The 12,628-nt window shown below is 64.5% G+C and carries 9 protein-coding genes; 4 read left to right on the top strand and 5 right to left on the bottom strand.

All coding sequences use genetic code 11. The features are described 5' to 3' along the window. Positions 1–3: 3 nt before the first annotated feature. Complete coding sequence (locus QA649_RS14270; protein ID WP_283024748.1) at positions 4–4,086, bottom strand: VCBS domain-containing protein; 4,083 nt, start codon at positions 4,084–4,086, stop codon at positions 4–6. A 552-nt stretch (positions 4,087–4,638) separates the two neighbouring features. Here QA649_RS14270 and QA649_RS14275 point away from each other — a divergent pair. Then, the gene (locus QA649_RS14275; protein WP_283024749.1) at positions 4,639–5,166 is read left to right on the top strand and encodes a FecR family protein; all 528 of its coding nucleotides are present in this window, start codon (positions 4,639–4,641) and stop codon (positions 5,164–5,166) included. A gap of 12 nt (positions 5,167–5,178) precedes the next feature. Next, positions 5,179–6,033: a tetratricopeptide repeat protein gene (locus QA649_RS14280; protein WP_283024750.1), complete on the top strand. Its 855-nt coding sequence runs from the start codon at positions 5,179–5,181 to the stop codon at positions 6,031–6,033. Between the two features lie 36 nt (positions 6,034–6,069). Here the strand turns inward: QA649_RS14280 and QA649_RS14285 are convergent, their stop codons facing one another. Then, positions 6,070–7,143, bottom strand: a complete 1,074-nt coding sequence (locus tag QA649_RS14285; protein ID WP_211405521.1) for a tartrate dehydrogenase — start codon at positions 7,141–7,143, stop codon at positions 6,070–6,072. Between the two features lie 21 nt (positions 7,144–7,164). Then, positions 7,165–8,463, bottom strand: coding sequence for an MFS transporter (locus QA649_RS14290; protein WP_283024751.1), 1,299 nt, complete (start codon positions 8,461–8,463; stop codon positions 7,165–7,167). Between the two features lie 155 nt (positions 8,464–8,618). Here QA649_RS14290 and QA649_RS14295 point away from each other — a divergent pair, with 155 nt between their 5' ends. Together QA649_RS14295 and QA649_RS14300 are read left to right on the top strand one after the other, a co-directional pair. Next, positions 8,619–9,536, top strand: a complete 918-nt coding sequence (locus QA649_RS14295; RefSeq protein ID WP_283024752.1) for a LysR family transcriptional regulator — start codon at positions 8,619–8,621, stop codon at positions 9,534–9,536. A 36-nt stretch (positions 9,537–9,572) separates the two neighbouring features. Then, on the top strand, positions 9,573–10,397 hold the full coding sequence (locus QA649_RS14300; RefSeq protein WP_283024753.1) for an aspartate dehydrogenase: 825 nt from the start codon (positions 9,573–9,575) through the stop codon (positions 10,395–10,397). Between the two features lie 219 nt (positions 10,398–10,616). Here QA649_RS14300 and QA649_RS14305 read toward each other — a convergent pair whose 3' ends face one another. Both QA649_RS14305 and QA649_RS14310 read right to left on the bottom strand, forming a co-directional pair. Continuing rightward, complete coding sequence (locus tag QA649_RS14305; RefSeq protein WP_283024754.1) at positions 10,617–11,921, bottom strand: sorbosone dehydrogenase family protein; 1,305 nt, start codon at positions 11,919–11,921, stop codon at positions 10,617–10,619. 224 nt (positions 11,922–12,145) lie between these two features. Continuing rightward, a complete protein-coding gene (locus tag QA649_RS14310) occupies positions 12,146–12,355 on the bottom strand; it encodes a hypothetical protein (RefSeq protein WP_212339627.1) in 210 nt (69 codons plus the stop codon). Between the last annotated feature and the right edge of the window lie 273 nt (positions 12,356–12,628).

Consider the following 12,628-nt stretch of genomic DNA (forward strand, 5'->3'; position numbering starts at 1 on the left):
AGCTCACACCAGGAGATCGTGCGGCACGTGAGACCCGCCTGAGCCGCCCACGCCGTGAGCGCCATCGTCCAGCTGCGGAACCTCGCCCGCTGCCGCGGCGTGACCATGTCCGTCGGCATGTGCCGCGTGTTCATGACGATCGAGCGGCACTGCGAGATCGTCCAGAAAAGCGATGCTGGACTTCTCCATCGCCGGGGTCAGGAAGTTGAAGGAATCGCCCGGTCCGGACGGATGGGCCTGCGCGTTTCCGTGTGGGCCGTGCGTGTCGTCTGCCGCAGAATGAGGTTGTCCATTGGACTTGTCAGGCGTCTCCATCGAAGCATGACTGTGTTTGCCTTCTTGAGATTGATTCGAATGAGGGTTGCCGCCGTTTCCGAGGCCTTTCTGCGAGGCGATATCGAGAAGCGCACTGGCGGTATCGGCAAGGCTTGCATGGCCATGAGCCTCGGCAGCCTTGCCGTTATCTAGATGCTGGTCGATGGCGACAAGCGCATCCGGCATGCTGAAAGCTGTGGCATGATTTTGCTCCGTTGCGCCGAGTCCGTTCGGAAGGACGCTGTCGTCGGTCCGGGGGGGTTCGAAGACAAACTTGACGGGCTCCATCGATAGCGAATGGATTGCCGGTTGTGACAGGCCGGGGAGTGCTGCAGTCTCGTCCGGGGCGGAAGCGGTGATCTCCTGGCTCCACCCGCTGTGATCCCGATTGATATCGAAGGGATAGCTCACATCGATTGCGGTCGAGCTTCCGACCAACGAAACAGAGCCGCTACTGTTCGTCGCCTCGGTGGAGGCATCGGAGGTACTCAAGGTCATGACCGCCGCATCGCCTTGCGTGGCGGCGGCCGGATCGAGGTTGTTGCTCACCGCTTGGACCGGTGCCGCGGCTTGATCCACGATGAAGTCCGAGGAATCGATGGTCGCAACACCCTGGAGATGAACTTCCAGCAGACTGGAATCGCCGATCTGGAGAGTTTGATCGGTCGGATTGACATACACGATGGTTTCGTTGGCCGAGCTGTCGTAGAGCCAGGCGATGGTGTGGGGCGGCACCGTCGAGCTTGTCGAGCTCAACGCCAGGATCACGAATCCGAGCGCGCCGAGCGCCGTCACATCGATCTTGTCGGTTCCCGATCTGAAATCGGTGATCGTATCGAACTGGCCGGCCCTGGAATCGACCGCCGACAGATAGACGAAGACGTCATTGCCGTTGCTGCCCGTGAGCTTGTCCGCACCGAACCCGCCGATGATGGTGTCGTTCTCATTGCTGCCGTCGATCGTGTCTTGCCCGGAGCCGCCGTAGATGAGGTCGGCCCCGTTATTGCCCTTGATCGTATCGTTGCCGGATCCGCCGTAGATGGTGTCGTTCACGCCGGTTCCGTTCAGGGTGTCGTCGCCGGCGCCGCCGTAGACGATCTGGGAAACGCTGCCGCCACCGGCGACGCTGTCGTGTCCAGGCGTGCCGAAGACGAATGGGGGATCGGAGACGACGGTTGATCCTGTCGCCAGATTGTCGAAGTCGTTGGGGTCGGCGTCGCTGGCGCCATGAATGGCGATCGTCACCTCTTGCGTGGTGCCGTCGATTGACGTCACCGTAAAATGATCGGTGAGCGTGTCGCCGACATCCAGCGCGTCGACCACGGGGTTGCCGTTGTCGAGCGTATAGGTCCACAGCCCGGCCGCGGTCATCGTGAAAGTGCCGTAGCCGCCGTCGCTGGCCCTGGGCGAGGTCACCGCCGTGAAGGTGTTGGCGGGATTGTCGAGGTCGGTATCGGTGAGCGTGCCGGTCGCGACTGGCGTGCCGGAGGCGATGCCGCCGGCTTCGAGCACCGAACCCGTCGTCGTTCCGGAAATGGAAGCGGCGTCATTGGTGCCGTTGATCGTGATCGTCACCAGCTGCGGCGTGCCGTCGACCGTGGTCACGGTGAACTGATCGTTCAGCGTATTGCCGACATTGAGCGCCTGTACCGTCGCGTTGCTATTGTCGAGCGTGTAGGTCCACGTGCCCAGCGCCGTCATCGTGAAGGTGCCGAAGCCGCCCACGCTGGCCTTTGGCGTGGTGACCGGGGTGAAGGTGTTGGCCGCATTGTCCGGGTCGAGATCGGTCAACGTGCCGGTCGCGGTCGGCGTGCCGGGCGTGCCATTGGCCACACCGCCGGCCTCGATCACCGCGCCGCTCGCCGTTCCGGAAATGATCGCCCCATCGTTGCTGCCGTTGATGGTGATCGTCACAGTCTGTGCGGTGCCGTCGGCCGAGGTCACCGTGAAGCTGTCCGTCAGCGTGGCGCCATTGTTGAGCGCCTGCACCGCGGTACTGTTATTGTCCAGCGTGTAGGTCCACAGGCCGGCCGCGGTGATGGTGAAGCTGCCATAGCTGTGCGCGCTTGCCATCGGCGTATTGACCGCCACGAACGTGTTGGCGGGATTGTCGACGTCCGCGGCGAGAAGCGTGCCCGTCGCGACCGGCGTGCCGGGCGAAGTGCCGCCCGCCTCGAGGACTGAACCGGTCGTCGTCCCGGTGATGATCGCGGCGTCATTGGTGCCGTTGATCGTGATCGTGACCAGCTGCGGGGTGCCGTCGATCGTGGTCACGGTGAACCGATCGATCAGGGTATCGCCGACATTTAGCGACTGTACTGTAGCGTTGCCATCGTCGAGCGTGTAGGTCCACACGCCGCCGACTGTCATCGTGAATGTGCCGTAGCCGCCCGCGCTCCTGGTCGGCGAGCTGACTGTCGTGAACGTGTTGGGCGGATTGTCGACATCGGCGTCTGTCAGCGTGCCGGTTGCGCTCGGTGCGCCCGGCACCGCATTGGCGACGCCGCCGGCCTCCACCACCGTGCCGGCGGCGTTGCCGGAGATGATGGCAGTGTCGTTGACGCCGTGGATGTTGACGACGAAGGTTCGGCTCGTCGAGAACCCGGTGTCCGAGACCGTGATGATGAAGCTCATGGTCGTCGGCGACGACAGGGCATTGATGGCATCCGCGTTCGGAACAAAAGTGTAGGCGCCGGACGCGCTGTTGAGATAGAGGGTGCCATACGCACCGGTTTGCGAGAGATCGTAGGTCTGTCCATCCAGGACCGTGGTGCCCGCCGTCCCGCCGCTGAGACCGTAGGTGAGGACGGCACCGATCGGGCTGCTGGCGGAGAAAGTGCCGGTTGTCGCGGTGAACGTGTCGTTGAATGCGATCGTGTCGATTTCGGTGGGTCCGGCCGGAACGTTCAGTGACGGCGGCGGACGTACGATCAAGGGGATGTCGGCCGGCGGTAGTGGCGGAAGCAGGTTTGGCGGCGCAGTCCCGTTATCCGGGTTGAAGTTGATGTGCTGCAGCGAGGGGGCGATGATGCCAGGTGGCGTACTGGATCCTGTCGGACCGCGCGTGAGATTGGCGAGCACGTCCTGCTGGGCTATGTGCAGCTCCTCCATGCGAGCCGCGCTGTTGGCAACCTGACTCACGCTGACCGAGGAGCCGATCCTGTTCAGGATGACGGTTTCGCCTGGATCGTCGACGATGATGTGCCGCGGCACCCGCTCCTTGGTGATGAGCTCGAAGGCGCCGTGCTGAAGGTCCTTGTAACTGAGCGTATCGCTATCGAGATACGTGGCGTCGGGGTCCGAGCCCTGCGCTTCTTTCACCATCGAGAAAGTCAGCGCCGCCATCGTCAGGATGCCGAAGCCGGTCGCATGGGAGCGGCCGCGAACGCTGCCAAGGGGTGTGTCGACCGTCAGGGTGCCGCTGTTTGGCAGCCGACCGGCCGCGAACGCAAAGCTTCCGCTGGTGACCGCAACGATGGTCGAACGCGAAGCGCAGTCGGATTCGCAAGCGAACTCGCGCAGTTCGACGCGAGCTCCGCTGCCGACGCTGAATATGGTGTCGTCGAGCAGCCGAATACCGATCTGCCCATCCGCAGCCGTCTCGATGACGTCATCGCGGCAGATAAGGTCGCCAACGCTGACCTGCGTGGCTGGGCCCTTCTCGCGCGTGAGGGTAATGTATCCCAACGTGCTTTGAACGATGCCGATGATCTGGAAGGGAAAAGTCTTAGTGACCCCGTTCTGGGGTCCAACGCCAAACGCAACTGACATGGCCGTAGCCTCGCGCGCCGAACAATTCCGGCTCGGCGCGGTGCCGCGGTCTTCTTGTCGGTTTTGCTACGCCGCGGGCGCAATTTTTGGCGCTAGCAACCCCAGGCCTGCACGCCGAAAACGTCTGATATGAAATGCCGAACTTTATAGGTATCGCCAAGGTGATGGCAGGTTCAGCGGAGATACCTCTCCGCCACAGCAATTTGCGCTCTCAAGAAGTTGACGCTTGAGCTATGCGATATCTAGCGCACTTTCGCTGGCCAGGCAAACGGCTTGGGCCTAAGATGAAGTAGGGAAGAATTGCTTCTTCTGGAGGGCAGGTCCGTTAGGATCGACCCAGGTTGTAGATACTCACGATGCACGAATTGCGAGCTTGGTCGAAGCTCACATAGCTCCCATCAAGCGCCATGCAGATCTTCTCGGAAAGGGCGGGTCATGTGCAGGCATACGATTGCAGTTTTGGTGACTGGCTTCATTTGGGCATCGGCGAGCGTTCTCGCTGCGCCAGCGCAGGCTCAAGTCAATCCCGCGACACGCGGCCCTGAGGACGTTGTGCCGAAACCCATCGGCAAGGTCGTCGCCGTTGCAGGCTCGGTCTCGATCGAGCATGCGGGTGCGGTCGTCGTTCAGGCGAAGCTCGGCGATCCGGCTGCGCAAACCAAGGTCGGCGATGCCGTCTATCTGCGCGACGTGGTGCGGACCGGGGCAGACAGCCGGATCAGCATCAATTTCAGCGATGGCTCCTCGTTCAATCTGTCGAGCAACGCCCGTATGACACTGGACGAGTACGTGTACGAGCCGGACGGCAAGTCCAACGCAACGTTCTTCAATCTGGCCAAGGGAACGGCGACCTTTGTCGCCGGCCAGATCGCGAAGAGCGGCGACATGAAGGTCGATACGCCCGTTGCAACGATGGGAATCCGGGGCACCACGCCGCATATCGAAGTTTCGGACGACGGTGAGGTCAAGTTTTCGACTCTCATCGAAGAGGGCAAGAGCAAATTGGTGAAGAAGCGCATCACTGCTGCAGCGCCCGCGCAGGGGAGCGGTCCCAGGCCGAACATCTGCAGAGGATGCTGAAGCCATACGGACATGTCGATCAGGGCCGCCATCATCGACAGCGTCGCGCCGGTTCTCGTGGTGCTGTCGATCGGTTCGCCGGCGGTCGCGCAGCAGCCGCAAAAGAAGAGTCACCTCCAGAACATCGAGCAGTGCAACGGCACGGACCGCATTCCGGCCCAAACCCGGATCGCCGGCTGTACGGCGCTGATCAATTCCGGTGATGCCAAGCCGGAGTCGCTGGCCCTGGCTTACAACAATCGCGGCAACGCCTATGCCGCCGCGGCGGAGTACGATCGCGCGATCAGCGATTTCGATCGGGCGATCGAGCTCGCCTCGGGCTATGTCAAGCCGGTGAACAATCGCGGCGTCGCCTATTTGAGGAAGGGGGCATATGAGGACGCGGTCAAGTCCTTCGACGAGGCGATCAGGCTCAACCCGGCCTATGGCAGCGCCTTCGCCAACCGTGCGGAGGCCCACCTGAAGCTGAACCAGTATGATCGGGCCGCGCGGGATTTCGACGAGGCCATTCGTCTCGATCCGAACTTGACGTGGGCGCGGAGCGGACGCTGCTGGACGCGAGCGATCATCGGCGACCTGCAGGCCGGGCTCGACGATTGCGACAAGGTGATTCAGTCGGGATCCAACGATGCCGCGACATACGATTCACGCGCGCTGATCCATCTGAAGATGGGGCAGTTCACTGCTGCCATCGACGACTACAATTCCGCGCTGCGCCTGGCGCCGAACTTGGCAAGCGCGCTCTATGGACGCGGACTTGCCAGGCTCAGGCAGGGCGACAACGCCGGCGGCGATCGTGACGTCTCGGCGGCAAAGCTCATCGACCTCAAGATCGCCGACGCGTTCGCCCGCTACGGCGTGCAGTGACGTCGGGATCGGCCCACTGAAACTCGCGTTGGCCAGCTAGACGTTCGAGCCGTGGATTGCGTCGATCACGGCATCCGTCACGTCCTTCGTCGTCGCCTTGCCGCCGACGTCGGGCGTCAGCACGCCGGCCGCGCAGACGCGCTCGACCGCCGCCATCAATCGGCTGGCCGCATCCTTCTCGCCGAGATGCTCGAGCATCTGCGCGCCGGTCCAGAACGTCGCGACCGGATTGGCGATGCCCTTGCCGGTGATGTCGAAGGCCGAGCCGTGGATCGGCTCGAACATCGAGGGGAAGCGCCGCTGGGGATCGATGTTGCCGGTCGGGGCGACGCCGAGGCTTCCGGCGAGTGCGCCGGCGAGATCCGAGAGGATGTCGGCGTGGAGGTTGGTCGCAACGATGGTGTCGAGGCTCTTCGGATGCAGCGTCATCCGCACGGTCATGGCGTCGACCAGCATCTTGTCCCAGGTCACGTCAGGGAATTCGCCGGCGACCTCGGCGGCGATCTCGTCCCACATCACCATGCCGTGGCGCTGCGCGTTCGACTTGGTCACGACGGTCAAGAATTTGCGCGGACGCGACTGCGCGAGCTGGAATGCATAGCGCATGATACGGGTGACGCCGACGCGGGTGAAGACCGCAACTTCGGTGCCGACCTCTTCCGGCAGGCCCTTGTGGGCGCGGCCGCCCATGCCGGCATATTCGCCTTCCGAATTCTCGCGCACGATCACCCAGTCGAGATCGCCGACGCCGACATTGCGCAGCGGCGAGGCGACGCCGGGCAGGATTTTTGTCGGCCGCACATTGGCGTATTGGTCAAAGCCCTGGCAGATCGGCAGGCGCAGGCCCCACAGCGTGATGTGGTCGGGCACATCAGGCGCGCCGACCGCGCCGAAATAGATCGCGTCGAACTTCTTCAATTCGCTGAGGCCGTCGGCCGGCATCATCACGCCGTGCTTCTTGTAGTAGTCCGAGCCCCAGTCGAAGGTCTTGACGTTGAAGGCGAGATCGCCGCTGCGTTTTGCGAGAGCCTCCAGCACGCGGACACCGGCCGAGATCACCTCGGGGCCGATGCCGTCGGCGGGAATGGCTGCGATCGAATGGGTACGCATGGAAGTGCTCCGTTTGAGATGTCAGTGGGATTGCGGGACAGGTTCGACGGGCGCGGTTTTCGCGCGCGACAATAGCAGGGTCAGGGCGGCGGAGAGAACGAGCAGGCCGCTGACGAAATAGAGACCGCCGACAAAGCTGCCGGTCTGGTCCTTGATCCAGCCGATCATGGCGGGACCGACGAAGCCGCCGAGATTGCCGATCGAGTTGATGGTGGCGATTCCCGCCGCGGCTGCCGGGCCGGACAGGAACAGCGTCGGCATGCTCCACAGCGGCGGCTTGGCCGACGAGATGCCGATATTGACCAGCGTCAGCGCGACCAGCACGGCGACGACGCCGGCCGCAAGCCCGGCATAGGCAAGGCCCGCGGCGGCGATCAGGCAGGCCCACACGACGTGCCAGGTGCGCTCGCCGGTACGGTCCGAATGCCGCGCCCACAGGATCATGGCGACGACGGCGGCGGTTGCCGGCAGCGCGTTGAGGAAGCCGACCTGGAGCGAGGACAGGCCGAACTGCTTGATGATCTGCGGCGCCCAGACGCCGAGCGTGTAGAGGCCGGCCGAAGTGCCGAAATAGATCAGCGACAGCGCCAGCACGCGCGGATCGGCGAGGCCCCGCCAGATGTTGTGGCTCGCGGTCGCGGCCTTGCTGGTGGTCTCCACGTTCATGGTCTCGACCAGCCAGCGCCGCTCGTCATCAGTGAGCCACTTCGCCTTCTCCGGGCGGTCGGTGAGGAAGCCGAGCACGACGAAGCCGAGCAGCACGGCCGGCAGCGCCTCCAGCACGAACAGCCATTGCCAGCCCTTGAAGCCGAGCAGTCCGTCCATCTCCAGCAGCGCGCCCGAGATCGGCGAGCCCAGTACCGTCGAGAGCGGCGCCGCCGCCATGAACAGCGCGGTGACTGCCGCGCGTTGGCGCGCCGGAAACCAGTAGGAGAGATAGAGGATGATGCCGGGAAAGAAGCCGGCCTCCGCAACGCCAAGCAGAAAGCGCAGGATGTAGAAGCTGGTCGGCCCTTGCACGAAGGCCATCGCGGCCGAGACCAGACCCCAGGTGATCATCACCCGCGCGATCCAGATCCGCGCGCCGATCTTGTGCAGGATGATATTGGAGGGCACCTCGAACAGGAAATAGCCCCAGAAGAAGATGCCGGCGCCAAAGCCATAGACCGCGGGTGACAGACCGATGTCCTTGTTCATCGTCAGCGAGGCGAAGCCGATATTGACGCGATCGATGAAGGCCACGAAGTACAGCAGCATGATGAAGGGAACGATGCGCCAGGTGATCTTGCGCAGCACGCGCGTCTGAATCTCGCTCGCCACCCTGGCCTCCTCGGTTCCGGCTTGTTGTTGTGAAGCGGACCCGGAGGTCTACGCCGGCCATGAGCCTAGGCGGGGGGAGGAGGCATACTCAATTGGCGTTGGTTTATACAAAAAAATGATATAATCCTGAACGAGGAGAGACGAGAAGGATCCGAATGGAATTGCATCAGCTTCGATGCTTCGTGGCGGCGGCCGAGCAGCTGCATTTCGGCCATGCGGCGCAGCGGCTCCAGATGCTGCCCTCCGCGCTCGGGCGGCAGATCAGGCTGCTTGAAGAAGATCTGGGCACGCGGCTGTTCGCGCGGACGACGCGTGCGGTGTCGCTCACCGAGGATGGCACGACGCTGCTGCGCGATGCCCGCGCCATCCTCGCCAAGGTCGAGGCGGTCGAAAACAACTTACGCAACCGCTCGCGTGCGGGGACCGCACGGCGGCTGCGGGTCGGCGCCATCGACAGCGCGGCGGCGGGATTGCTGCCGCCGCTGCTGCGCGACTTTCGCGACAAGCATCCTGACATCGCGGTGCAGCTGCTCGAGGACAAGACGGTGCGGCTGCTGCCGAAGATTCTGACCGGCGCGCTCGACCTCGCCTTCGTCCGCCCGCCCGACAGTGCGGACAAGCGACTCGAATTCCGCGACCTGCTCCAGGAGACCGCCATCGTGGCGTTCCCGCAGCGGCATGCGCTGGCCGAGCGCAAATCGATCACGCTGGCGCAGATCGCCGACGAGGCGATGCTGGTGCCGGACCGCCGCTCGCGGCCGCACAGCCACGACCTCACCATCAAGCTGTTCGAGCAGGCCGGCCTCACGCCGCGCATCGTGCAGGTCGCCGACGAGAAGCAGACCATCATCAATCTGGTCGCAACGAAGCTCGGAGTCGCGATCGTGCCGCGCTGGACCACGCGGATGGCGGTCTCTGGCGTGCGGTTCGTGCCGCTGCGGCCAAAGCAGATCGGCCCCGTCGGCCGCCTGCCGCTCGCCGCGGCCTGGTTGCGCGGCTCGCGCGATCCGGCCCGCGACGCCATGCTGGCCGTTCTGGAGGCCCGCCTGCGCAGCTATGCGCGGGACGCGTGAGAGGCTATGACAACGGCCTGGACAGAAGGTGATGCGATGACGGATCAGAAGGCCTCGAGCGAATTGCGGGTGGCCATTGCAGGCCTGGGCTCGATCGGCACCAAGATCGCGACCGCGCTCGATCAGGGCATCGAGGGCCTCTCGCTGTCGGCCGTGGCGGTGCGCGATCCTGCCAGGCATCAGGCGTTCCTCGCCAGCCTGCGCCGCCCGCCGAAAATCCTGCCGCTCGACCGGCTCGGTGACGCCGCCGACATCGTGGTCGAATGCGCGCCGAGCAGCCAGCTGCGTGCGATCGTCGAGCCCGCGGTGAAGCGTGGCAGGGCCGCGGTCGTGGTCAGCGTCGGCGGGCTGCTCGACAATTTCGATCTCGTCGATCTCGCCCGCGCCAATTGCGGCCGCATCATCGTGCCGACCGGCGCGCTGATCGGGCTCGATGCCGTCAACGCTGCCGCGATCGGCACCATCCATTCGGTGAAGATGGTGACGCGCAAGCCGATCGACGGACTGAAGGGCGCCCCCTTCATCGTGCAGAACAACATCGACATCGACAATCTGCGCGAGCCGCTCAAACTGTTCGAGGGCAGCGCGCGCGAGGCGGCGAAGGGCTTTCCGGCGAACGTCAACGTCGCCGTAGCGCTGTCGCTGGCGGGCATCGGGCCCGATCGCACGCAGATGCAGGTTTGGGCCGACCCCACTGTGACGCGCAATGTTCATCGCGTCGAGGTCGAGGCGGATTCGGCGCGCTTCTCGATGTCGATCGAGAACATCCCGTCCGAGAATCCCAAGACCGGCCTGATCACCGCACTGTCCGTGATTGCGCTGCTGCGCAAGCAGCGCGCCACGCTGTGTGTGGGGACGTAGTGGGGTGAGACTCAACCAGCCCGGACGTGGCGCGCTCTATCACCGTCGTCCTGAGGTGCTTGCGTCGCGGCGCGGATGCGCCGCAGAGCAAGCCTCGAAGGACGACGGCCCGGTTGCATCGTGGCCGTTCATCCTTCGAGGCTCTCCACGTGGCGCGTTGCGCCACGTGTCTCGCACCTCAGGATGACGGAACGTATCGCGATCGCCGGTGGCGCCTGCTTACGCCCCCGTCACGCGCCAGATCACGTTGCCGACGTCGTCGGCCATCAGGAGCGACTTCTTGTCGGGGCCGATCACGACGCCGACCGGGCGGCCGTAGGATTCCTTCTCGTCCGGGGACAGGAAGCCCGACAGGATGTCGCGACCGGGGCCGGAGGGCTTGCCGTTCTCGAACGGGATGAACACCAGCTTGTAGCCGGACAGCTTGCTACGATTCCACGAGCCGTGCTGGCCGATCACCATGCCGTCGGGGAAGCCGGGCAGGGTGCCGGCGGGCATCCAGCACAGGCCGAGCGAGGCGGTGTGGCCGCCCAGCGCATAGTCCGGTTGAAGCGCCTTGGCGACCATCGCCGGATCCTGCGGCACGCGGTCGTCCACCGTCTTGCCCCAGTAGCAATAGGGCCAGCCGTAGAAGCCGCCGTCGCGCACCGAGGTGAGATAGTCGGGCGGCGTCTCGTCACCGAGCCCGTCGCGCTCGTTGACGACGGTCCAGAGCACGCCCGTCGTCGGCTCCCAGGCAAGGCCGACCGGGTTGCGCAAACCCGCGCCAAAAATGCGATGCGTGCCGGCGACGAGATCGAGCTCGTAGACCGCGGCGCGGCCTTGCTCGACCTCCATGCCCATCTCGGCGATGTTGCTGAGCGAGCCGACGCCGGCATAGAGCTTCTTGCCGTCGGGGCTTGCGAGCAGGCTGCGCGTCCAGTGCCCGGCCGGCTTGAAGGTGGTGAGCCGCTTGCCCGACGCAGTGATGCGGTCGGCATTGGCGATGTAAGGGAAGGCCATCACCCCGTCGGTGTTGCCGACGTAGAAAGTGTCGCCGACCAGCGCCATGCCGAACGGCTGGTTGAGGTTCTCCATGAAGGCGCCGCGTACTTCGGCGACGCCGTCACCGTCCTTGTCGCGCAAGAGCGTGATGCGGTTGGCGGACACGCCGAGCGCGGCGGCGCGTCGCATCGTCGCCTGCATCGCGTAGTGAAACACGCTGCGCGGAGCACCTGCGATCTGGGTTGCCTCCGCAATCAGGACGTCGCCATTCGGCAGTACCTCGATCCAGCGCGGATGGTCGAGGCCGGTCGCGAACGCATTGACCTTGAGCCCGGGCGCGACGGTCGGCTTCTGGCCCTCGTTCCAGCCGCGCGCGGTCGGCATTTTCAGCGTCGGGATCGCGCCCTGCGGCTTCGCCTCGGGAATGGCTGGCGTCTGGCCCCAGGCCGGCGCCGGCGTGTTGCCCGAGAGCTTGCGCCATTGCAGCGCGATGCCGCCGAGGAGGGCAACGAACTGCGCGAAGATGCTGGAAAAGGTCATGAGAAGCCCCTGTCGAACTCTGAGGCACCGTCCACGGCGGATCGCCCAAAACCCCGCGCGGGTTCAGGCCTGATCGTCGACCTCTCCAGATCCACGATAGAATGTCGTCGTGCCTCGTTGCGCGCGCATCCAACTGGCTGGCGGTAAAAAGGTCAACAGTCGCGGAACTGGACGGACGTCTATTCCCGCGGAATGGCAGATGACCAAATTTGCATGGACGGAGATCAGCGGCCGATCTGCCGCTCCAGCCGCCGTGCCGCGCGAAAATCGTCGAGATGATGGACGTTCGGAGTCAGCGCAGCTTCTTTGGATAGCAGGTGATAGACCCGCGCCACGGTGCGCTGCTTCTGCTTCGGCCGCCCCGGCGGCATCGCCCGCGCCTTGCGGGCGGCGGCGATCGCGTGTGCACGAAAATAATCGTAGGCATCAGACATGGCTCGATGCTCTGCGGGTGGTGCAGATGTCGAGGGATAACGGGTGTGGGGAGAGGCGGTTCCTGATGACGCCAGCGTTCCGACTCTACCCCCGTCATCCTGAGGTGCGAGCCATGGGGCGCAACGCGCCACATGGGGAGCCTCGAAGGATAGACGGCCCGGCTGGATCTGGGCCGTGCATCCTTCGAGGCTCGGCTTGCGATGCATTCGCATCGCAACCTCGCACCTCAGGATGACGGGACTAGCAGTAGCGTCGTTGGGAGAAAGCGGTAG

The sequence above is a fragment of the Bradyrhizobium sp. CB1717 genome (assembly GCF_029714325.1).
Lineage (GTDB): Bacteria > Pseudomonadota > Alphaproteobacteria > Rhizobiales > Xanthobacteraceae > Bradyrhizobium.

What these genes read in the sequence shown, in the direction of transcription:
- QA649_RS14280 (WP_283024750.1), top strand. Translation starts at nt 5,179, where the DNA reads ATGTCGATCAGGGCCGCCATCATCGACAGCGTCGCGCCGGTTCTCGTG.
- QA649_RS14310 (WP_212339627.1), bottom strand. Translation starts at nt 12,355, where the DNA reads ATGTCTGATGCCTACGATTATTTTCGTGCACACGCGATCGCCGCCGCC.
- QA649_RS14285 (WP_211405521.1), bottom strand. Translation starts at nt 7,143, where the DNA reads ATGCGTACCCATTCGATCGCAGCCATTCCCGCCGACGGCATCGGCCCC.
- QA649_RS14295 (WP_283024752.1), top strand. Translation starts at nt 8,619, where the DNA reads ATGGAATTGCATCAGCTTCGATGCTTCGTGGCGGCGGCCGAGCAGCTG.
- QA649_RS14305 (WP_283024754.1), bottom strand. Translation starts at nt 11,921, where the DNA reads ATGACCTTTTCCAGCATCTTCGCGCAGTTCGTTGCCCTCCTCGGCGGC.
- QA649_RS14270 (WP_283024748.1), bottom strand. Translation starts at nt 4,086, where the DNA reads ATGTCAGTTGCGTTTGGCGTTGGACCCCAGAACGGGGTCACTAAGACT.
- QA649_RS14300 (WP_283024753.1), top strand. Translation starts at nt 9,573, where the DNA reads ATGACGGATCAGAAGGCCTCGAGCGAATTGCGGGTGGCCATTGCAGGC.